The organism is Actinomyces sp. HMSC075B09, from assembly GCF_001812395.1.
GTDB classification, from domain to species: Bacteria; Actinomycetota; Actinomycetes; order Actinomycetales; family Actinomycetaceae; genus Gleimia; species Gleimia europaea.
Genome location: NZ_KV808743.1, coordinates 126942 through 147171, shown reverse-complemented (window position 1 = coordinate 147171; position 20230 = coordinate 126942). Strand labels below are relative to the sequence as shown.

Annotated in this window: 18 protein-coding genes; 9 read left to right on the top strand and 9 right to left on the bottom strand. The window is 56.4% G+C overall.

The genetic code is table 11. The annotated features are described in order from the left end of the window. The first annotated feature begins 122 nt into the window (after positions 1 to 122). The 4 genes from HMPREF2854_RS08200 (at position 123) to secA (ending at position 6421) form a co-directional block, all read left to right on the top strand. Positions 123 to 1763: an LpqB family beta-propeller domain-containing protein gene (locus tag HMPREF2854_RS08200; protein ID WP_070621193.1), complete on the top strand. Its 1641-nt coding sequence runs from the start codon at positions 123 to 125 to the stop codon at positions 1761 to 1763. 263 nt (positions 1764 to 2026) lie between these two features. Beyond that, complete coding sequence (locus HMPREF2854_RS08195) at positions 2027 to 2572, top strand: ComF family protein (protein ID WP_070621192.1); 546 nt, start codon at positions 2027 to 2029, stop codon at positions 2570 to 2572. Positions 2573 to 2734: 162 nt separating this feature from the next. Then, entirely contained in the window at positions 2735 to 3391 is a 657-nt protein-coding gene (gene hpf, locus HMPREF2854_RS08190; protein ID WP_070621191.1) for a ribosome hibernation-promoting factor, HPF/YfiA family, read from the top strand. Positions 3392 to 3589: 198 nt separating this feature from the next. Further along, positions 3590 to 6421: a preprotein translocase subunit SecA gene (secA, locus tag HMPREF2854_RS08185; RefSeq protein WP_070621190.1), complete on the top strand. Its 2832-nt coding sequence runs from the start codon at positions 3590 to 3592 to the stop codon at positions 6419 to 6421. A gap of 51 nt (positions 6422 to 6472) precedes the next feature. Here the strand turns inward: secA and HMPREF2854_RS08180 are convergent, their stop codons facing one another. Then, entirely contained in the window at positions 6473 to 7051 is a 579-nt protein-coding gene (locus tag HMPREF2854_RS08180; protein WP_070621189.1) for an Rv3235 family protein, read from the bottom strand. Then, complete coding sequence (locus HMPREF2854_RS08175; RefSeq protein ID WP_070621188.1) at positions 7051 to 7971, bottom strand: LysM peptidoglycan-binding domain-containing protein; 921 nt, start codon at positions 7969 to 7971, stop codon at positions 7051 to 7053. Before HMPREF2854_RS08175 ends, HMPREF2854_RS08180 begins: the two co-directional genes overlap by 1 nt. A gap of 115 nt (positions 7972 to 8086) precedes the next feature. On the opposite strand from HMPREF2854_RS08175, the gene HMPREF2854_RS08170 reads away from it, so the two are divergent. Continuing rightward, positions 8087 to 8620, top strand: a complete 534-nt coding sequence (locus tag HMPREF2854_RS08170) for a hypothetical protein (protein WP_070621187.1) — start codon at positions 8087 to 8089, stop codon at positions 8618 to 8620. Between the two features lie 34 nt (positions 8621 to 8654). On the opposite strand, the gene HMPREF2854_RS08165 is transcribed toward HMPREF2854_RS08170, so the two are convergent. After that, positions 8655 to 8864 carry a helix-turn-helix domain-containing protein gene (locus HMPREF2854_RS08165; protein WP_016443912.1) on the bottom strand — a complete coding sequence of 70 codons (210 nt, stop codon included), beginning with the start codon at positions 8862 to 8864 and terminating at the stop codon, positions 8655 to 8657. A gap of 207 nt (positions 8865 to 9071) precedes the next feature. Here HMPREF2854_RS08165 and HMPREF2854_RS08160 point away from each other — a divergent pair, with 207 nt between their 5' ends. From HMPREF2854_RS08160 to HMPREF2854_RS08150, 3 genes are all read left to right on the top strand, one after another. After that, positions 9072 to 9650, top strand: coding sequence for a hypothetical protein (locus HMPREF2854_RS08160; protein ID WP_070621186.1), 579 nt, complete (start codon positions 9072 to 9074; stop codon positions 9648 to 9650). 2 nt (positions 9651 to 9652) lie between these two features. After that, the gene (locus HMPREF2854_RS08155; RefSeq protein ID WP_070621185.1) at positions 9653 to 10918 is read left to right on the top strand and encodes a CpaE/TadZ family protein; all 1266 of its coding nucleotides are present in this window, start codon (positions 9653 to 9655) and stop codon (positions 10916 to 10918) included. Between the two features lie 151 nt (positions 10919 to 11069). Further along, positions 11070 to 11348 (top strand): DUF6912 family protein, encoded by a 279-nt coding sequence (locus HMPREF2854_RS08150; protein ID WP_148130933.1) that lies wholly within the window; start codon positions 11070 to 11072, stop codon positions 11346 to 11348. A 24-nt stretch (positions 11349 to 11372) separates the two neighbouring features. Here HMPREF2854_RS08150 and HMPREF2854_RS08145 read toward each other — a convergent pair whose 3' ends face one another. Genes HMPREF2854_RS08145 through HMPREF2854_RS08135 form a run of 3 tightly spaced genes read right to left on the bottom strand, consistent with a single transcriptional unit; the run spans position 11373 to position 16511 of the window. Next, entirely contained in the window at positions 11373 to 14384 is a 3012-nt protein-coding gene (locus tag HMPREF2854_RS08145) for an AAA family ATPase (protein WP_070621183.1), read from the bottom strand. Continuing rightward, positions 14384 to 15571, bottom strand: a complete 1188-nt coding sequence (locus HMPREF2854_RS08140; RefSeq protein ID WP_070621182.1) for an exonuclease SbcCD subunit D — start codon at positions 15569 to 15571, stop codon at positions 14384 to 14386. Before HMPREF2854_RS08140 ends, HMPREF2854_RS08145 begins: the two co-directional genes overlap by 1 nt. A gap of 34 nt (positions 15572 to 15605) precedes the next feature. Further along, on the bottom strand, positions 15606 to 16511 hold the full coding sequence (locus HMPREF2854_RS08135; protein ID WP_186822285.1) for an inositol monophosphatase family protein: 906 nt from the start codon (positions 16509 to 16511) through the stop codon (positions 15606 to 15608). An 82-nt stretch (positions 16512 to 16593) separates the two neighbouring features. Between HMPREF2854_RS08135 and HMPREF2854_RS08130 the strand changes: the two genes are divergently transcribed. Next, complete coding sequence (locus tag HMPREF2854_RS08130) at positions 16594 to 17310, top strand: glutamine amidotransferase (RefSeq protein WP_186822498.1); 717 nt, start codon at positions 16594 to 16596, stop codon at positions 17308 to 17310. On the opposite strand, the gene rsgA is transcribed toward HMPREF2854_RS08130, so the two are convergent. Genes rsgA through HMPREF2854_RS08115 form a run of 3 tightly spaced genes read right to left on the bottom strand, consistent with a single transcriptional unit; the run spans position 17307 to position 20146 of the window. Beyond that, positions 17307 to 18350 (bottom strand): ribosome small subunit-dependent GTPase A, encoded by a 1044-nt coding sequence (rsgA, locus tag HMPREF2854_RS08125; RefSeq protein ID WP_070621179.1) that lies wholly within the window; start codon positions 18348 to 18350, stop codon positions 17307 to 17309. The genes HMPREF2854_RS08130 and rsgA overlap by 4 nt on opposite strands. Continuing rightward, a complete protein-coding gene (gene aroA / locus HMPREF2854_RS08120) occupies positions 18343 to 19662 on the bottom strand; it encodes a 3-phosphoshikimate 1-carboxyvinyltransferase (RefSeq protein WP_070621178.1) in 1320 nt (439 codons plus the stop codon). The genes rsgA and aroA overlap by 8 nt, the downstream gene beginning before the upstream one ends. After that, the gene (locus HMPREF2854_RS08115) at positions 19652 to 20146 is read right to left on the bottom strand and encodes a DoxX family membrane protein (RefSeq protein WP_083309469.1); all 495 of its coding nucleotides are present in this window, start codon (positions 20144 to 20146) and stop codon (positions 19652 to 19654) included. Before HMPREF2854_RS08115 ends, aroA begins: the two co-directional genes overlap by 11 nt. Between the last annotated feature and the right edge of the window lie 84 nt (positions 20147 to 20230).

The window sequence follows — 20230 nt, the reverse complement described above, 5'->3', positions numbered from 1 at the left end:
TTGCACGGCGGCAAGATAGAGGTGTATGGAGAGCCAGGCCAAGGCGCTGCGTTCATGGTGACAGTTCCGCGCCGGCAGGGTGTTGAGATTGCGAAAACGCCTCTGAAGTTGTGGGAGGAGCGATGAGGCGCAAGATTTTCACTATGGTCATGGCTTGCACGCTGGTGCTTGCGGGCTGTTCGTCGCTACCTTCTTCGGGACCGGTTACAAGTTTTGAGCGGGATATTCCCGATGCAGAATCGCTGGTTTTGAAAGGTTACGGCCCGGTTGCTGGGTCCACTCCCGACATTTTGGTACGTGATTTTCTGCGCGCTTCTGCGGCGGGCTTGTCGGATGATTTTCAGGTGGCGCGCTCGTATTTGACTGATCGTGCGAAGGCCGCGTGGCGTCCGGAATCGCAGGTGCAGATCTATTCGGATGATCAAACGCCGTTCGTGACTGGGGATGCGAGTACGGTCTCGGTGTCGGTAGGAGTTAACGCCGTGGTGACTCCTGATGGCAGTTATGAGGAGCAGGCTGCCTCATCCAAGACGTCGTTGAAGTATAAGCTCACAACGAATTCGCTAGGCGAGTGGCGCATTGATGAGCTCCCAGACGGAGTGCTCCTGTCTCAGTCCTCTTTCCACGCGGTGTACACGCAGGCTTCGGTGTACTTTTTTGCGCCCGACTATCGCGCGTTGGTGCCGGATAGGCGTTGGTATCCGGTGCGCCGTTTGGAGTCTCACCTGATGCAGGCGCTTATTGAGGGACCTTCTAGTGATATTGCTTCGGCTGTGGTTTCGGCAATCCCCGCGGGGGCGCGCCTCCCGCTTCAACAGGTTGCGGTAACGGCTGGCGTTGCGGACGTGCAGCTAGAGGGAGAGTACTTGGTTAGCTCAGAGCAACAGGAAGCTCTGAAGTGGCAGGTAACTTCAACGCTGGCGCAGGTGCCGGGCGTGACTGAGGTGCGTGTGCAAAACAACGGTATGCGCCTGGACGATGTTGCTATCCCGGCCGGCCCCACGTGGGCAATGGATAAGCGCGTTGGTTTTAACAAGTCGGGTTTGGTTCTGCGCGATAGGTCGTTCACTACTGTGGTGGTTCCGTCTAGTGAACAGCCGGGAGCTCATGCCGCTTCGGTTGGTCCCGTTGATTCCAGTCCGTTGGCTTTCATTAACGGCGATAAGCTCTTCTCTGTCCGCGTGGGCGGTAAACCGGTGCAGGTTTTAGAGGGCGAGGGAATTTCGCGCCCGTCGATCGATCGACTGGACTGGATTTGGACGGTTGTGGGCAACGAGGTCGTTGTTACGAATCCGGCGGGGGATGATTCAGTAAGGATCGCATCTCCATGGCAGGATGATCGCTCGATAAAAAGTATTTCGATTTCTCCAGATGGCGCGCGAGCATTGTTGCGCCGCGATGGGGATGGCTCTTCCAGCGTGTGGATGGCCGCCGTGAAACGTAATGCGCAAGGTAAACCCGCGGGTATTGACGTACCTCGGCGTGTGGAACTCGATGCGGCTGAGGTGCTGGACGTGTCGTGGGCTGGCAACACTTCGGCACTGATTTTGCAGCGCGGTGATGAGGCTAGCAAGGTCACTATTTCGAGCCTTGGTTCGGTGCCTGAAACGCTCGAAGCGCCGGCAGACGCGATTAAGATTTCGGGAGGAGCCACCCCGCAGGCGGTGCTCTTAGACACCAAAGATGAGGCGATTTACTCGCGATTTGGTGTGTCTTGGCGTAGCTCTACAACGGACCTCGTAGAGGAATCGTACCCGCACTAGTTCGTTGCCTATTTACTTGGCTCCAAAGTGACAGGGTGTCCCCAGGGGCGCTACGCCCTCAGGTTTGCACACCTTCGCCCGCGGGAGCTATTGCTACTTTCGTACCTAGTTACTGTTGCCTCGTGTTGGCATTGTTTAGCGAGTTAGTAAATATCGTCGCTCCGGCTTCTTGCGCGGGTTGTGGCGCGTGGGATACGACACTGTGTTCTAGCTGCGCCGCCATAGCGAAACGCCCTGCTAGAGCCGGCCTGGTGGAGGGTGAAATGCCGATGCGGCTAATCAGCCTTGGCGAGTATGAGGGAGCGCTACGCAGAATCATCCTCGCTGCGAAACATGACCGGGCAAACAGGTTACAAGAATGGTTGGTGCAGGCAGGAGTGTCGCTGGCGCAGGGGTGGATGACGCATCGCGCAGTGGTGGATGTTCCTCTCGCAGGTAGCCCCTTGCTCGTTGTCCCGGTTCCATCCCAGTGGACGAGGGCGTGGCGCGGCCTGATGGTTACGCCGCACATCGCTCGCGGATTTGCGTCTCATCTTGATCGCGAAGGGGGCGACGTAATGGTTGCTCCGGTGCTCACCAAGGCTTGGGGGTCGACTCAGGCAGGGAAGTCAGGCGTTGAACGCCGCGCGCACAGTAGTTCGGTTGGTGCGTTGGTGGAGTTACGCGGGGCGCAGTGCATCCTGGTGGATGATGTGGTTACAACGGGAGCTACGATGCTGGCTTGCCGAAAGACTGTGGAATACGCGGGAGGCCAATGTTTTGTGGGAGTAGCGCTCGCGGATGTTCACAATTGCCACCCGCTAAAGTGACGCCCGTCACCAAATTCGGGTAAACTTAAGTAACCAGGCAAAAACCTTTGCAAGGTTTTTGCCGCAAACGTCTGGTAGGGGGTGGTAACTAAACGCACGGCCAGGCGCGATGTGTGTCTGGCGAATCAGTTGGGATTTTTCCCTCGTATTCCTGGAGGAACCATGGACATCACAGTTGTCGGACGCAATGCCGAAATCCACCCGAATTTCCGCGAGTACGTAGAAGAGAAAGTGTCAAAGGTGACACTGTTCTACCCGCGCGCACAGCGTATTGACGTTGAGCTCACTCACGAGCCAAACCCGCGTCGAGCTGAGACCGCGGAGCGGATTGAACTTACAGTCTTTGGCAAGGGCCCAATCATCCGAGCGGAAGCATCCAGCTCGGATCGATATGCGGCGGTCGACATTGCAACCGCAAAACTGTTTGAGCGTCTGCGTCGTGCACGTGATCGTGCGAAGGATCATCGCAGGCGTTACAACGCTCCGATTGCGCCGGAGCTAGGCGGAATTTATGAAGAGCCGGAGGCAGAACAGGATCTGAAGGAGGAGGCGCATCGCGATACGTTGCGCTCGGCTGAGGATCTGAAGATCGGTGAGCCAAGAGAGGAACAGCTTGGGGATTCGCCGGTAATTGTTCGCCAGAAGTTGCATGAGGCTGAACCAATGACGGTTGATCAGGCTCTGTATCAGATGGAGCTGGTGGGCCACCCGTGGTTCTTGTTCATTGATCAAGAGACGATGCAGCCGTGCGTTGTTTACCATCGCGAGGGTTGGACGTACGGTGTGATCCGTTTGAATACGAAGGTTGAAGCCGAATAGGTTTTCACTACCAGGGGCGAGGACGAGCAGTCCTCGCCCCCTTTTTTTGTGTAGGGCTCGCGATGAGTGGGCGTGAGAGCGTTTTTTGATACGGTTCTGTTGGCGCTGCTCTCAGTTCCGGGCCGGGCGCGTGCGGCGCTCACGTGACTGGCGGTCTACAATGGGAACCAACTGTGTAAGGACAACTTTTGGAGCGCCGTGTCTATTATTGACAAGATCTTGAGGATGGGCGAGGGTAGAGCCCTTCGCAAACTCGAAGCGATTGCAGATCAGGTTGATGCCCTCGAAGACGATTTTCGGGACCTCACTGATGAGGAACTCAAGGCGAAGACTGATGAGTTCAAGCAGCGCTTAGAAGAGGGCGAGACGCTTGATGACTTGCTGGTTGAGGCTTTCGCAACGGTTCGCGAAGCCGCGGATCGCGTGCTGGGGTTGCGTCCTTTCCACGTGCAGCTGATTGGTGGAGCTGCGTTGCATAAGGGCAACATCGCGGAGATGAAGACCGGTGAAGGTAAGACGCTAGTTGCAACGTTGCCGGCTTATCTGCGCGCGTTGGAGGGCAAAGGCGTGCACGTGGTTACGGTTAACGACTACTTGGCTTCTTACCAGTCGGAGCTGATGGGCCGAGTTTACCGATTCCTTGGTCTTACTTGCGGGTGTATTTTGGTGGGGCAGACGCCCGATGAGCGCCGCAAGCAGTACAACTGTGACATCACGTACGGCACCAACAATGAGTTCGGTTTTGACTACTTGCGTGACAACATGGCGCAGGTGCCTGAAGACATGGTGCAGCGCGGTCATAACTATGTGATCGTCGATGAGGTTGACTCGATTTTGATCGACGAGGCGCGTACGCCGCTCATTATTTCGGGGCCGGCGCAAGGCAATGCGGATGATTGGTATATGACGTTCGCGCGTTTGGTGCGCCAGCTCGAGCCTGAGGTTGATTACGAGGTTGATGAGAAGAAGCGCACTATCGGCATTCTTGAGCCTGGCATCGATAAGGTTGAGGACCAGCTAGGCATTGATAACCTGTACGACGCCGCGCACACCCCTCTGATCGGCTACTTGAACAACGCGATTAAGGCCAAGGAGCTGTTTAAGCGCGATAAGGACTACATCGTGCAGGACGGTGAAGTGCTGATTGTTGATGAGCACACCGGCCGCGTGTTGCCAGGCCGTCGTTATAACGAGGGCATGCACCAGGCGATCGAGGCTAAAGAGGGAGTGGAGATTAAGGCGGAGAACCAGACTCTCGCTACTATCACGTTGCAGAACTACTTCCGCCTGTACCCAGAGGGTTCGCGTGCTGGCATGACCGGTACGGCAGAGACTGAGGCCGCGGAGTTTGTTTCTACCTACGGTATTGGTGTAGTGCCCATCCCGACCAACCGACCGATGATCCGCAAGGATCAGTCGGACCTGATTTACCCCACTTTTGCGGGCAAGATGAAGGCCGTGGTGGAGGACATCGAGGAGCGCCACAAGAAGGGCCAGCCCGTACTCGTTGGTACGACTTCGGTGGAGAAGTCAGAGTTGGTTTCGCGCATGCTCAAAGAGCGCCGCATTCCGCACGAGGTTTTGAACGCTAAGCAGCACGCGCGTGAGGCCGCAGTTGTGGCCATGGCGGGCCGTAAGGGTGCTGTCACGGTGGCCACGAACATGGCTGGCCGCGGTACGGACGTCATGCTTGGCGGTAACGCTGAGCATATTGCGCTTGCTCACATGGCTTCGGAGGGATTGGATCCGCAGGAGGATGCGGACAAGTACAACGAGATGTGGCCGAAGGTGATGGAGTCCGCGAAGGAGGCCGTCGCTGCGGAGCACGATGAGGTTGTTGAGCTTGGCGGCCTGTACGTGCTGGGTACCGAAAGGCATGAGTCGCGCCGTATTGATAACCAGCTGCGGGGTCGTTCCGGCCGTCAAGGTGACCCGGGTGAGTCTCGCTTCTACCTGTCGATGGAAGATGACTTGATGCGCCTGTTTAATGCGGGGCTTGCCCAGCGCATTATGGCTTCAGGCAACTATCCGGAGGATTTACCAATCGAGTCGAAGATGGTCTCAAAGTCCATCGCTTCGGCGCAGGCCCAGGTTGAGGCTCGTAACTTTGAGATTCGTAAGAACGTCCTCAAGTATGACGATGTGATGACCGGCCAGCGTGAGTCGGTATACGGTGAGCGTCGTCGGGTTCTTGAGGGTGAAGACATGAACCCGCAGATGAAGTTCTTCATGGAAGAGCTTGTGCGTCAGGTGGTGTCCCAGTACGTTCCGTCGGATGATGAACAGGATTGGGATCTCGACGGCTTGTTCTCGACGTTACATGAGTATTATCCGGTGTCGATTCGTCCGCAGGAGATTGTGGATGCAGTAGGTGAGGGCACGGGCGCTTCGGCCGAGGATTTCGTGTTTGAGTACGTGTCGGATATTCACAATGAGTACGACAAGATTTCTGAGAAGGTGAGCGCGAATCCACTAGCTAAGTCCCAGCTTGGGGAGGAGCCGATGCGGGCTTTGGAGCGTCGCGTTGTGCTTGCTTCGGTGGATAAGTTGTGGCGTGAGCACCTGTACGAGATGGATTACTTGAAGGAAGGTATTGGCCTTCGCGCGATGGGTCAGCGTGATCCTCTGGTTGAGTACGGGTCTGAGGGTGCGCAGATGTTCCAGGCAATGATGGAGCGCATCCGTGAGGAGGCTGTGAAGCTCGCGTTCTCGTTTGCCGGCCAGTTTGAGCTTGCGTTGCAACAGCAGGAGGAGAAGCTTGATGCAGCGAAGGCGTCTGCGGTGGCTCGTCAGGCAAAGGCTTTGAATCAGCCTAAGAGTGACAACGTGATGGGCGATGTGGGACGTTCTCACTTTGGAAAGATGCAGATGTCTGGCCCTGCTGGCTCTGGAGATTCTGATGGAATCCCCGATGAGGGTTCTGCTTTCCGTCCGAGCGGCCGCGGGCAGGCTTCCGCCCCGTTAGAGGGTGGAGCGGCTCCTGCGATGAATCGCGCGCAGCGCAGAGCACAAAAGCGCAAGCGCCGCTAATAGCGTTTTAAGATTGCCCGCCATTTGCATTCGCAGATGGCGGGCTTTCGTCTACAGGATTTCAAGGGCGGTGGCTACCCATTGTCTTCTGCGAGCTTCAAGACGAATGGCAACGGCTCGGGTGATTTCGCCCTTAACAACAACGTGTGTGGTCTCCGCAATCGATTCATTGACCAGGCACACTCTTGAAGATAGGGCTTTGGTTTGAGGAGAGCGCCCCGCCGGTCCATCCAGTCTGGTAGCGAGAGCAACCTTTCTCTCGATCGCATCGTAAAGGTCTGGCGTGACGAAGCGTTCTAGTGCGCTGGGATACTTTTGTCCGCTGAGTGTCTCAACGATTGCGAGTGCCAGAGCGCGGCTCCAGTTGCGCGCGTCGGGAAGCTGCTCTGCTTTCCCAATGGTGTCAGTTTCGACCTCGGGTTTTGAATAATCCCAAGACGCGTCAATCATCGCCCAATGACGCCCGGTAGGTGCGGGTTTTGGCAAGATTCCGTTGAGGGCTCGTACCGGGTTGGGCGCGCGCTTGATCTTAATGTCATACGGTTGCTTGGCAGGGCTTTTGCCGCCCTTGACAGTGCACAGCTTGACGGGTTCGTAAACGGGCTCGAGGGTTGCAAGTGCTGTAGACATTAGAGGTCCTCCCCAGGCAAGGTCAGAGTTGTTCCCGGATAGATGAGGTCGGGATTGGTGCCAATAGCGGATTTGTTTAGGTTGTAGATTCTGTGCCACTCGGCAGCAATCTTTGTGGAATCACTGCTTTGCAGATGGCGGGCAGCTATGGTCCACAGGGAGTCCCCACTGCGCACAACGTATTTCCCACTTGAGGTAGCGTTTTGTTCAGATTTCCCGCCGGACGCATTCTCGTTCCCATTTGTCTGAGGTGGAACATCGGTGGCTTGAGAGCTCGAGGATTCCTTTGCCAGATGTGCGTGTGAAGTCGCAAGGTTCTCACTGTGGCTCGCGCTATCTTGCGCTTTTGGAGTAGGAGATGAAGCTTGCGGTGTCGGCGTAGCGATGTCCGATGGATCAGATAGCGTGAGGTCGGTTGGAACGCTCGTTTGGGACGGGCGAGTCTCCTGTGTTGATACTGCCTGCCACCCCAGGTTGTCTTGAACCGTTGCGGGAGCCGGTGCAAACGCGGAGGTAGCTGTTACCACGAGAGATGCCGACACTGCAAGCGTTGCGACTCTCTTTTTCAACAAGGATCGAACCAAAGGGCTGGAGGTGTTAACCGCGAGTTCGAGTAGGCGCTGAACGTGTGTGCCTCGCCTGGCAAGAATAAGAAGGATCTCGGTAAATAGCAGGGAACTGAGACTCCACAGCGACAGTGTGGCGATGGTAAAGCCAAGAAATGCGGTGATCAGTGGTAGGGCCAACGCGTTCGGATTTAAAGAACTGCGCAAGATCGCATTCGCATCGGTTTGAAGAAGGCCTAACGCACTTGAGTTGTCTATCGCGATCGAGAGTGAGGCGGCCGCGGTAACAGTGAACGCGGCGGCACTGGTCAGCGCAATAATGGCGCTAGATTTTGAGTTTCTATTCGACTCCATTGCCCCTCTTTCGTGCTAGTTCGTACCAGTTCGTGATGATTGATGTTTGCACGTTAGGGGTTAGTAAGTCAATAGCGTTTCGAAAAATGGTGGAAAACCCGATGCTGAATCCTGTATGTGTTTCAATCAGAAGATGGATTTTGAAACGATTATTGCCGCTCTTGCGCAAGAGTTCGCAGGCGAAGAGGCCCTGCAAAATCGTGAAGAGGTGGCGGAGCTTGCCGAGGCCGAGCTGGTTTCGGCGGGGATGTCAGATCGGTTGCGGGCCGCAGAAGGCCTCGAAGTTAACGTGTTCTCTCCCTTTGGTGTCAGTGCGAAGGGAAGGATGATCCGCTCAAATCCAGCGTGGGTGTTGCTTGAGGATGGGGGAGTGCAGGAGCTGGTCTCTGCCGCGTCAATGGCGGTTGTTGAAGGCCTAGCAAGAGTGGCGCCAGAGCCCAGTCTTATAGACAAGCGCTTGGGCTTATCCGCTATATTGCGCCAAATTATGCGGCAGCGTCGCCGCGTGGCAGTGCAGGTGGGAGCAACTTCTCTAACCGGTTTTATTGTTTCGGTCTACATGGACCACGTGGATATAGGGCACGAAGGTGGGGTCTCTTCGGTGTCGCTATCTCACTTGTTTAGCATTCGCCTCCTGCCGGGATTCTAAGCAGATTGGTGGTTGCTGCAGATTTGTGGGAAGCCTAGATCTTGCCCGATTCGATGCGTTCGCGAGTGGCTGCGTACTGGCGCTCAATGTAGCGCTCAAGCTCGGAAGCCTCGATTCGCCACGTTCGTTTTCCGCCCACCTGTATGGCCGGCAACTCGCCCGAGGATAGGAGTGCGCGGGTTGCGGACTGAGACAGGTTAAGAGTTTCGGCAACGTCTGCAATGGTTAAGAATCTTTGGCTCATGTCTATATTGTCTCACTTCGTGTCAGTTCTGAATAGTCCGCGCGCACTGTTGTGCAAAAGCTTCGTGAATTAACGATCCGAAGTGGCGTGATTCAGGGCGTGAATCTTCGTAACCGAGACCAAAGTGTGGATATCTTCCACAAGCGGTAAAAATTCCTGCATCATTGTCACGTGTCTAAAGCTTTACCCAGAGCGCGTCGCTCACACGTGTTTACTGATCCCAGGTTCCTTCTTGGACTTGCCCTGGTTGTAGTGTCAATCCTCGCAACTACCTGGCTGGTGCAAAAGGCTCGCGGAGGCGAGAGCGTTTATCAGTTGAACGCTCCGGTCGCGCAGGGCCAGCCCATTCAAGCCTCTGCTCTCTCAATCGTGTCCGCCCGTACGGGGTCAACGGCGTATTTGGAGGCTGGAGCGCTACCCGAGGGAGCCGTGGCAACCCGTACCCTCAGTGCAGGAGAGTTGCTTCCTCGTGATGCGGTAGCAAGCGCGGCTTCGCTCGATCGCAGACAGGTTGTAATAAACGTTGCTACGCGGATTCCTTCATCCGTGTCCACCGGCTCTACGGTTGAGGTGTGGGCCGTAGATTCGCCGGATACGCCGCTCAGTAGCCAAACGGAACCGAGAATGATTGCGTCCTCGGCTATTATTCTTTCGATTTCGGAGCCGGACACCACGCTGGTTAATCGCGCCCAAAGCGTTGAGATTTCTGTGCCCGAGGCGGATTTGGATACCGTGTTGGCAGCAACGGGGTCCAAGAGCTCCCTGATTGTGGTTCCCGCGGGGTAGCGATGGCGGTCAAGGGTGTAATTGTTTGGCTTGACGAGCCCTTTGAGACGGAAATGATCCGGGAACTCAACGCGCAGTCGTCAAAGTTTTCAGTGCAACGCAGGTGTGCGGATTTGGCGGAAGCGCGAGCGTGCGTGCGTGCGGGAATCGGTTCGGTTGTAGTCGCACGCGGCGGAGCTCCTGGCTTGGATCGCTCTGTTGTAGACGAGTTTCACGAGGCCGGCGTTTTTGTCCTGCTGGTGGTTGATGATCCGGTTACGGCAGCCTCCATCGGGGAGGACGCGCGTTGTGATGCATCCAGTGCTGAGTTTGTGGTCGACACTCTGACGATGGGGATCCAAAACTGGATGATGGGGCAAGAGAGCCAAGTGTTCTCTGCTCCTGCGGTGACTACCGACGTTGCTGATTATCGAGGACGTTTGATCGCGGTGTGGGGCACATCGGGTGCACCGGGGCGCTCTACGGTGGCATTGAACCTGGCTCACGCATTGGCGCTTGCGGGACGCGAGGTAACGCTTGTTGATGCTGATGCTCATGCCCCTTCGCTGGCGTTCATGTTGGGGTTTGACGCCCCGCAGTCGGGCCTGTTGGAGGCTTCGAGTCTGCGCAACCAGGGTGAACTGACCCGTTTGGCTTTGGACGATGCGCGCCTGCTGGTTGATGAGCATTTCCACTTGCTTTCTGGCCTCACGCGCGCGGATAAATGGAGGATGCTTCGCGCTGAGGTTGTTGCGGACGTGCTGAGCGAGCTGCGAAAGCTGGGTGACGTGGTTGTAGATCTGGCTGACGGTCTTGCTGATGATGATCCGTCGCAGCTAACTTTTGTTCCAACACCGCAAGATATTAACCGCACGGTTCTGGAAGAGGCTGATGTGGTTCTGATTGTGGCTCGTGGCGATGCGATTGGATTGACCCGGCTTACGCATACTCTGTACGAGGCTGAAGAGGCTGGGGTGCGTCCGGACGTTTTGGTAGTAAATCGGGCGCGCAGTGCGGGTACGGGTGGATCTGTGAGTCGCCCGATTGATACGGTGCTTGCCTCGATCGCTCCGGTAACCCCTCGCGTAGTGATTGAGGACAGTACGGATGTGGATGAGGCGGTGCTTTCTGCCGCCACGGTTATGGCATCTGGTGAGTCAAAGTTTGGCGCTGGGATCGCGCAGATTATTGAGTTGATTGGTACTGGCCAGGGAGAGTCCGCTCCGGCGCGCAGGCGTAGTAGGCGTAAATCGAAGCGGTCTGGGTTCAAGTTGTTTGGTCGCAAATAGTTTGGGCCTGTTTTAAACTCGTTTTATGCGCTGTTTCTTGCCTTTGGTTGCTTCTGAGCTTTGTGGGGATCTTCCTGTCCGCGAGTTGGTTACTCCGTCTTCTGGAGCGACCTGTGCGGAAGAGCGGGAGTGGTTCGAGTACGAAGCGGCCGTGGCAGCTTCTTTAATTTCGCTGGAGCTTGTGCGTGATTTAGAGGAGCCCACGCAAAGACGCATTGTGGTAGCCCTTGAGGGGGAGCCGGTGTGGGAGAACGCGCAGGCCATCTTGGTGGACGGCCTTGAGTCTGAGCCACTGGTTCGTCGCGCATGCGCGGCTACTACGCAAGAGGAAGCTGATGAAGCGGTGGAAGAGCTTATGGACGCTTTCTTGGAGTGGTTTGACGTCAGTGAGCGCGCACAGCTCTGCCAGGCGTTGAACGCGCACGAATAGTAATGGCTTTCAAGTGTGGTGGCGCTAGTCGGCGGCGTGGATTACAAGTGTTGATCCTTTCGATTTTGCATGTTTGATTTCGATGCCGTCACTGATGCGTTGTTGCATTTCGGCTACGTGTGATACTACGCCTACGGTTCGCCCAGAATCGCGCAGGCGCTGAAGACCAATCATGACCTTATCTAGCGCATCTTGGTCCAGTGAGCCAAACCCCTCATCGATGAGCATTGATTTGAGGTCCAGGCCACCAGCTTCAGATGAGATTACTTCTACGAGGCCGAGGGCAAGTGCGAGTGAGGAGTAGAAGGTTTCGCCGCCAGATAGCGATGCGGGGGAACGTTCGGTGTCTGTGTTCAAATCGATGATTGCAAGTCCAAGTCCGGCTTGCTGGCTCTTCCTAGAAGCGTCCAAGCTTACTCTGCGCAGTTGGTACCGTCCGGTAGAGAACCTTTCTAGGTAAGGGTTGGCGGCTTCAAGTACGCGTTCGAATTGACGCATGATTACCCAGGTGTCGAAGGGGATTGGGGTGCCATCTTCGAGTCTTGCTCCCTGCGCAAGCTCAGCGAGGCGTCGGATTGGTCCCAACTCCTTTTCTAACGTCTGCAGGTTCTCTATCCCTGCTCTGAGCTTGCCCACTTGCTCCTCGTGTTGAGTGAGAGCATTCTTTGCGAGGGCGTGTGTGCTGGTGGCTTCTTCGTGGATACGACGAAGCCGAGATAGCGCGTTAGTAAGAGGTTTGGGATATTCGGTGCGCACAAGCCCGGATCGCTCGGTTTCTTCGATAGTGGCGCCCGCTTGGCGTTTGGTCAGGTTGTAGTTGGAGATTTGCTCTTCTAGCGCATTGATTTCAGCCTGGGGCAGTAGCGCTTCTTGGATTTCATTAGCCGAGGCGAAGGCACTATTTGCCAGGGCTTTGGCCAGCACGGCCGCAGCTTCGGTGTGCCGGCTGTGGGCATCTTCAAATGCGGTGATTACTTTGATTATGTGCCGAATGTGGTCTTGCCTAGTGACGATGCTTTCGCGTCGTTCGGCTACGGACGTGAAGGAACCACGCGCCTGTTGTATCAGTTGCGAGAGACGCTCAATTTCAGCGGTCTTATTCTCTACGTCTTTGGTATTCGCCGCAATCTTGACGTTATCACTGGCAATCTGTGTTTTGTACTTTTCAATTTGACTGCGGGATTCGGCCAGGTCTTTACGCAGTTGGCTGGCGGTGTCGCCTGCTTGTTTGGCCGCTACAACCTGGGTATCGATGTCGTCATACGCTATCTGCAGTGACGCGGTGTCCGCGCCTGCCTTCTTGTTGAGTTCTTTGATGGATTCAACGATGCGCTGGTGATCTTCTCGGGTTGCAGTAAGAGACGCTTCGATCCGCGCTACGAGGGCCCGGGCTTCGTCAAGTTCTTCACGCTGAACGTCGGTTGGCGAGCCCTCGTACGGGTGAGGATGGTTGGTAGACCCGCAAACTATGCATTCTTCTCCATCGACAAGCTTCGCAACCAGCTCTAAAGCGGAGTTGTTTATCCACTTTGCAGCTAGATCTTGTGCCTGGGTGCGAGCCTGCTCAAGTTTCTTTGCTTTGCGTCCAATTTCTGCAGAGCTTTCAAGCAGGCGTGCTCTTTCTTTGTCGGCGCTCTTGGAAGCTTCCAGACGCAGTGAGAGCTCATTCCTTTGATCTACGAGAGTTGCGTAGCTATGTCCTTGTTGCTCCATTTGAGCAACGGCGGCTTCAACCTTTTGCTCGGCCTGGTGGAACTGATCAATCTCGGCTTGGCGGCCCGATGCGGACTGTTTCAGCTCGACAATGGTCGCGCGAAGCTCTTCAATCTGGGTGGATAAAAGTTCTAATTGCTCGATGTTCTGCTCGGTTTTTTCGAGCCGAGTTAGTTCGCTGGTAAGTTCCTCATCTCGCTTACGAATCGCTTCCCAGGATGTGCCATCGAGGGCCCCACGCGCGGTGCTACGCAGGTCAGCGTCCTCCTCGTTAATTGCATCAATGCTGGAAAATGCGCCTGTTTTCGCCTGTTCGAGAGCTGTGGCCGCACGTTCTTTGGCAAGCAGGTCTGCGTTAAGTGCAAGTGCTTCGCGTGCGTGCTTTAACTTGGCTTCGCGTTGCTTGTGCTCATCGACGGTTTCTTCGAGCGCGGCGAGCTGCTTGGCTGCGGCTTTCCACCGGAGCGTGGTGGTTTCAACCCTCTCACGTTCAGCTTCGGTGGCTTCCACTTCACGTACGTCGGCAATGGCGCGGTATAGCTGGTATTCGGTCTGCCGTGCTTTAGCCTCGAGCTCTCTAGAGATAGTAAGTGCGCGGCCGATTGCCTCTTCGTAGTTGGCCAGCCTGACTGCCGCACCGGCTTCTTCACAGATTTGGCTGGCCTGAAATGCTACGGCAGCGCGTTGCTCGTCAAACTCGGCGCGCGCTGCTTTCGACTGCAGGGCCAAGGATTCAGTGAAACGGCGAAAGTGCTGCGTGCCGAAAATGTCTTCGAGGACGTCTTTGCGATCCTTTGGGCTGGAGTGGATGAAGTCGGCGAATTTGCCCTGCGGCAAAACCACAGTTTGGAGGAACTGGTCTAGTCCCAGGCCTACGACGCGTGTAATTTCATCGGTGACGGTTTTTGCCCTGGTCGCTACTTCTTCACCTGTTCCGCAGAAAGGATCGGTAACAGGGTCGTAGCTGGCGTCGAGCTTTACCAGGACGGCACTTGCTGGCGTGGCGGTTTTGTTACCTTCCTTGGTGTAGGAAGGACGCCTGGTGACTTCAAACGCGCCGTGCGAAGTTTCAAAGCGCAACCGCGCAAACGTGTCGGTGTCGCGGCTGGCAAAGTTGGAGCGCAATCGGTCACGCGTAGAGGTTTGCCCGCCAGCAACATCGCCGTAGAGAGCGAACGTGATGGCGTCGATAATGGTTGATTTACCCGAACCGGTTTGTCCGCGCAGAAGGTATAGGCCGGATGGCTCGAACCGGGTGAAGTCAATCTGGTGGTGTCCGGCGAAGGGGCCGAGCGCTTGAAACTCGAGTGTTAGTAGTCGCATTACTCTTCCTCCTGCAACACGGTTTCCCACGTTTGCTCAATAATTTCGCTCTCTCCAGGCAGTACTTTGCGTCCAAGCGCGAGTTCGAAGAACTCTTCGGCAAGCTCTTGTGGCGTTTTCTTCTCGATTACAGCTACCGCTCCTTCGATTTGCGAGGCCGGAGGAGTATGCCGAATCAGCAGAGCATTGGGGTAACTAGCTTTAATGCGTTCGTGGAGATGCTCAGGCCTTGTGAGGTCAGTGACCTCAACGTGGGCGAATCCGGTTTTCGCCCATTCGGGTACATCGGACGTAAGCTCTGCAATGGTCCCGCGGATCTGATGGAGGGAATAAGCTTGGGGCACGGGCACGGTCCGCAGGTCAACAACTCCGTTCTCAATTTCAAGAATGGTTGTGCACTTCTTGTCGCGTGCTTCGGAGAATGAAAAGGGTAGGGGAGACCCGCTGTAGCGGATGATCGGCCCATCAGTGTCGCGTTGCTGGGGCCGATGTAGGTGACCGGCGGCAACGTAGGAAAGCCCGCGCGAAAGTGGCTTGTCTGCGCCCATAGTCTTGAAGGTTGAGGGGGTAACCGACTGCGAACCTCCAACCGAAATGTCGCGCTCAGAATCACTGGTTTCGGATCCAGCGATGAACGCGTGAATCACCGCGATGCCCATGCCTTCGCGCTTTGCGAGGTCCGCGTCTATGCGCCGCAGGGCGGCCTCCATAACGGCCTGATGACTGCGAGCAAGGCTGGTGAGAACTCCAGCGTCATCGACCTCATCGGAGAGGCTAACGCGAGCTATATCGGGCTCCAGGTACGGGATAGGGTAGACGTTTGCCACCTCGGATCCGCTTCGGATCACGATTGGCTTCCCTACGTCTGCAGTACGCGAAACGATCTTTAATCGCTCTGTGTACAGCCTCGATCCGAATCCTAATCTGGCCGCAGAATCGTGGTTACCCGGAATCATGATGACCTGAGTGAGCTCACTGAGGCGCTGCAGTACATCCTCGAGCAGATTCATTGACGAGGTCGGGGCAATCGCGCGATCGTAAACATCCCCGGCAACTAGGAGCGCATCGGGCCTCTCATCGTCCACCAAATCGACCATGTGGTCAAGAAATGTCTCTTGGAAACCTTCCAGCGACTGCTTATGTAGAGTCTTGCCCAGGTGCCAATCTGCGGTGTGAATTAACTTCATGCCTACAGGTTAGCGAACGGTACGGACAAAAATTTTACAGTCCCTCTTCCCACGCCAGTATCTGGAGCACCTCATCGTGGAGCAAGCCATTAGTCGCAACCCCCGTGCCACCCCACGGTCCGTCCTCGCCCAGCAAAGAGGTGAAACGGCCCCCCGCCTCGGTCACGATGGGCACAAGGGCCGCCATATCGTAGGTTTCTAGCTCTGGTTCTGCGGCAATATCGCATACGCCCTCGGCCACCATCATGTAAGACCAAAAATCGCCGTACGCGCGAGTTCGCCACATGCGATCAGTAAGGTCCAAGAAATGGTCTAGCTTGCCGCGTGCCTTCCATCCTGACAAGGAAGAGTAAGACAGTGAGGCATCTTCAAAACGGTCGATGGTAGATACGTGAATGCGCTGCCCGGCGCTCACATAATCAAATGCGCCCGAAGGTGGCGTATCAGCGCAGCAATCATTAGTGCCGCAACAGTTTGAAGACTCACGCAGTGCCTGTTGTACTCCTACGTAGGCGCCGAGGCCTTTGCCCGCCCACCAGCGTCTGCCAAGGGCTGGGGCAGATACCACTCCAACTGTTACTTCGCCATCCTGGGCCAGAGCAATAAGGGTGGCCCACACGGGTACGCCGCGCAGGAAGTTCTTAGTGCCATCAATCGGATCAATCACCCACTGGCGCGTAGAGCTTCCGGTAACTCCCATTTCTTCGCCAAAAATAGAGTCGTCCGGGCGATGGGTGGCCAGTAGCTCGCGAATCGCGGCCTCAGTAGATTGATCGGCGTCGGTAACGGGAGACCGGTCTGCTTTGGTCGCTACCTTCAAATCATCCGATTGAAAGCGGTCCAGCGTTACCGCGTCAGCGCGATCTGCGAGGGCGTGTGCCAGCTTTAAATCCGCGGCCGATGCCATATTTTGTCCACTGCCATGCAAAGTCTTATCCATGTGTCCAAACTACCCCCGCGCGGGCGCGCATGGCCGGGTAATCCCGTAAGCTGAGCAAATGAAATCCAACGCGAAGTTCTTAATGATCACAACGCGAACCGAGCCCGCAATTTTGACTTCCGAGGTCGAAATGCTGAGAAAACTTTCGGGGCTGGACTCAAACCAGCTGGTCTGGCACCGGCTTGAACAGAGTTCGCTCCCGCCGCTCAACCTGGATGAGTGGGCCGGCGTGATCCTGTGCGGATCTCCCTTCGACTCGCTCGCCCCGATTGAGAAGAAATCGGATGTGCAACTTCGTGTAGAAGCAGAGCTTCAAGGCCTCATGGATCAATTGGTTGCAAAGGATTTCCCGTTTCTTGGCATCTGTTATGGCGTGGGTACCCTGCTTGGTCACCAGGGTGGCAAGATCTCAGAAAAGTATGGTGAATCTATTTCTGCCCCCGTCATTGAGCTCACGCAAGAGGGGCGTGAAGACCCGATAACGCGCGGAATTCCAAACACATTCCGAGCCTATGTAGGCCACAAGGAGGCATGCGAGCAACTGCCCGAATCGGCAACGCTTCTGGCGCGCGGCGAGGCCTGCCCAATCCAGTTGTTTAAGGTAAAACAGAACATGTACGGCACGCAGTTCCATCCCGAACTCGATTGGCCTGCCCTGAAGCTTCGCATCATCGGGTATGCCGCTTCAGGCTACTATCAGCCGGATGACCAACAGCGCATCATCGATCAGTGCATTGACGTTGACGTTGCGCCCGGACACAAAATCATCTCGAACTTCGTCGACATGTACGCGCGCTAGTTCTCCCAGGGTTTTTCTTGCGCCACCTTCAACGAGGCCAGGAGGCGGCGAACCGATTGGACGCGCATTTCGCGAATATCCTTGCCCTCAGCTCCATTTCGAACCCAGTCGTCGAGGGCACAATCTGGAGAGTCAGTGAGGTGTTCGCAACCGCGCGGACATTCCTCGGTGACTTCCCACAGTTCCTCAAATGCCGCAACAACGGTGTGTGGCTCGACGTGGGCGAGGCCAAAGCCACGCACGCCCGGAGTGTCAATAACCCAGCCACCGCCCGGCATCGGCAGAGCCACGACGGAGGTGGAGGTGTGGCGTCCGCGCCCCGTCACTTCATTGACGTGGCCCGTAGCCCGGTCCGCGTTTGGAATAATCGCGTTAATGAGCGTGGATTTACCCACCCCGGAGTGGCCGATGAGCACGGAGGTATGCCCGGTCAGCCGGTCAATGACCTCCTCGTAGCCGGCATGTGCAGGGTGATCCGGCATCATCGACACAGTGTAGGTCTCGATGCCCAACGAGGCCGTGAACGTGGCAACATCATCCGGATCACCCAGGTCAGCCTTAGTGAGGCACACTATCGGTGTTAAACCTGCGTCGTAGGCGGCAACGAGGCACCGATCGATGAACCCGGGCCGAACCGGAGGATTGGTCTTCGCCACCACGATCACCATGATGTCGGCATTGGCAACGATGGTGCGCTCGCGGCCTTTTGCCTCCGCATCCTCCGCAGAGCGCGTGAGTTCGCTCTCGCGCTCGTTTACCTGCACGATGCGCGCCAGAGTGTCCTTGCGTCCCGTGAGATCGCCGGTCAGCTTTACGCTATCTCCCACAACGATGCCGCCGCGCTCAATTTCGCGGGCTTTCACAGCGGTGACACGCGTGCCGTCCTCGGCAATAACGTGGTAGCGACCTCGATCAACCGCAATCACGCGTCCCGTGGGGGCATCCTCATAGCTGGGGCGCCGCTTGGTGCGCGGGCGCGAGCCTTTTCCGGGGCGTACTTTTACGCGCGGGTCGTCGGTTCCAATGTCTCGTCTAGACATTTAGCTCCAGCATTTTCGTCCATAGGTTTACAAAATCAGGCATGGTTTTCGCCACGGTTTCCACGTCATCAACGTAGATTTGCGGGGCGCGCAGACCGATAATGGCACCGAATGTGGCCATCCGGTGATCTGCGTAGGAATGTAGCAGAGTCGGTTCACGAAGGTTTTCCACCCAGCCGTTTGTGCCATCAATTCTGAGGTAATCGGCTCCCTCTTCAACGAGCACACCCAGTTTGGTTAGTTCAGTGGCGATCGCTTTTAGCCGGTCGGTTTCGTGTCCGCGAAGGTGCCCGATTCCCGTGATCGTTGAGGGGGCGGTTGCAAACGCGCAGATTGCGGCAAGTGTAGGAACGAGTTCCCCAACCTGGGACATGTCGCCAGTAAATCCTTGAAGTTCGCCGGCACGCAGGCACAGCGTGCCGTACACGGTGCCTTGCGGCACGAGGTTTACGTCGGCACCCATTTGGCGCAAAATAGGTAGCCACTCGTTGCCTGCCTGCGTGGTTTGGAGCGGCCAGTAGGGGATGCGAACGTGGCCGCCGGTAACTGCGGCGGCGGCGAGGAACGGGCCGGCGTTAGAAAGATCTGGCTCTATCACCGCGTCGCGTCCGCTGATGTCGCCGCGTTTAACCCGCAGTGTGCGCTCACCCGTCCAATCGGCGTCTACGCCACGTAGACGCATCGCGGCAAGCGTCATTTCTACGTGTGGTCGCGATGGAAGTGTGCCCTCTAGCTCAATCTCTATAAACTCCCGATCGCTTTCTAGCAACGGAGCAACAAGTAACAGCGCGGATAGATATTGGGACGAGGCGGATGAATCCAAACTTATGGGGCCACGCACGCGCGCTGGGCCTTGCACGGTGAGGGGGAAGGTTTCGTCGCTCTCATGTGTAACGCTCACGCCGATGGAACGCAGAGCCTTGAACAGGCCAGCCATCGGGCGGGCATTTGCCTGGCTATCAGCCGTGAGGCGCACTGGTCGCGTACAGCGTGCGGCAAGGGCAGGGACGAATCGCATGACGGTTCCTGCAAGGCCGCAGTCAATGCTGATTGGTGTAGAACCGGGAACGCTTGGAATGGGAGTGATCGCCCAGTTGTCAGCTCCGGTCTCGACCTGCGCTCCCAAGGAGCGCAACGCCTCAACCATGAGGCGCGTGTCGCGGGCGCTAAGTGCGCCGCAAATTGTAGAGGAGGAAGTCGCCAGCGCCGACAGCATGAGTTCCCGGTTCGTCAAAGACTTCGAACCGGGAATCGTGACATCGCTATCAACAGGCTTGGTGGCCTGTGGCGCGAGCCAAGGGTTAGGCGTCAAATGCTTCCTTAGCGGCTTCCCACGTTTCGTTGCGCGCCTGCGTTAGAGCCAGCTGATGTTCGCGCCAGTTAGCAAGCTGCCAGGTCTTGGAGGGCTCACCTTCGCGGTCAACTGTTGCAAGAATTAGGCCGCCTAGGGCTGTGCCGTAACGCTCTAAACCACGGCGGTAGCGCTCTTTTTGGGCGTGGTCCTTGGCAGTCCATACGGGGTTTTGAACCAGTGCAATCGGAACAGCGGTGGCTGCGAGGATGGCTGCGCAGGTGCGCGGAGCCTTGCCAAGCGCAAAGCTGGTGCCCGCTAGAACCGTGACAGCACCGAGTGCGCGCGAGGCCATTTTTGCATCCGATGTGATTACCGGAGGTACCCCTAAACGCTCAAGGTAGGGTGAAACCTTCTGGAACTGACGTGCGTGGGCATCTGGGTCTTTCACTGCTGAAAGCCCATCGATAATAAACGGCGCCACGATTAGTGGCCTTGCAATCATCCGTAAAACCTTCATAGGTCCATGTTACCTACATCTCAGCGTTAGTGGAGGTTGGAAGAAAAATGGGGGCTTTGTTGTTGCCTT

Bases quoted from the DNA above. Each gene is read 5' to 3' on its own strand.
- HMPREF2854_RS08200 (WP_070621193.1), top strand. From the start codon at position 123: ATGAGGCGCAAGATTTTCACTATGGTCATGGCTTGCACGCTGGTGCTT.
- HMPREF2854_RS08195 (WP_070621192.1), top strand. From the start codon at position 2,027: ATGCCGATGCGGCTAATCAGCCTTGGCGAGTATGAGGGAGCGCTACGC.
- hpf (WP_070621191.1), top strand. From the start codon at position 2,735: ATGGACATCACAGTTGTCGGACGCAATGCCGAAATCCACCCGAATTTC.
- HMPREF2854_RS08180 (WP_070621189.1), bottom strand. From the start codon at position 7,051: ATGTCTACAGCACTTGCAACCCTCGAGCCCGTTTACGAACCCGTCAAG.
- HMPREF2854_RS08175 (WP_070621188.1), bottom strand. From the start codon at position 7,971: ATGGAGTCGAATAGAAACTCAAAATCTAGCGCCATTATTGCGCTGACC.
- HMPREF2854_RS08170 (WP_070621187.1), top strand. From the start codon at position 8,087: ATGTGTTTCAATCAGAAGATGGATTTTGAAACGATTATTGCCGCTCTT.
- HMPREF2854_RS08165 (WP_016443912.1), bottom strand. From the start codon at position 8,864: ATGAGCCAAAGATTCTTAACCATTGCAGACGTTGCCGAAACTCTTAAC.
- HMPREF2854_RS08155 (WP_070621185.1), top strand. From the start codon at position 9,653: ATGGCGGTCAAGGGTGTAATTGTTTGGCTTGACGAGCCCTTTGAGACG.
- HMPREF2854_RS08145 (WP_070621183.1), bottom strand. From the start codon at position 14,384: ATGCGACTACTAACACTCGAGTTTCAAGCGCTCGGCCCCTTCGCCGGA.
- HMPREF2854_RS08140 (WP_070621182.1), bottom strand. From the start codon at position 15,571: ATGAAGTTAATTCACACCGCAGATTGGCACCTGGGCAAGACTCTACAT.
- HMPREF2854_RS08135 (WP_186822285.1), bottom strand. From the start codon at position 16,511: ATGGATAAGACTTTGCATGGCAGTGGACAAAATATGGCATCGGCCGCG.
- HMPREF2854_RS08130 (WP_186822498.1), top strand. From the start codon at position 16,594: ATGATCACAACGCGAACCGAGCCCGCAATTTTGACTTCCGAGGTCGAA.
- rsgA (WP_070621179.1), bottom strand. From the start codon at position 18,350: ATGTCTAGACGAGACATTGGAACCGACGACCCGCGCGTAAAAGTACGC.
- HMPREF2854_RS08115 (WP_083309469.1), bottom strand. From the start codon at position 20,146: ATGATTGCAAGGCCACTAATCGTGGCGCCGTTTATTATCGATGGGCTT.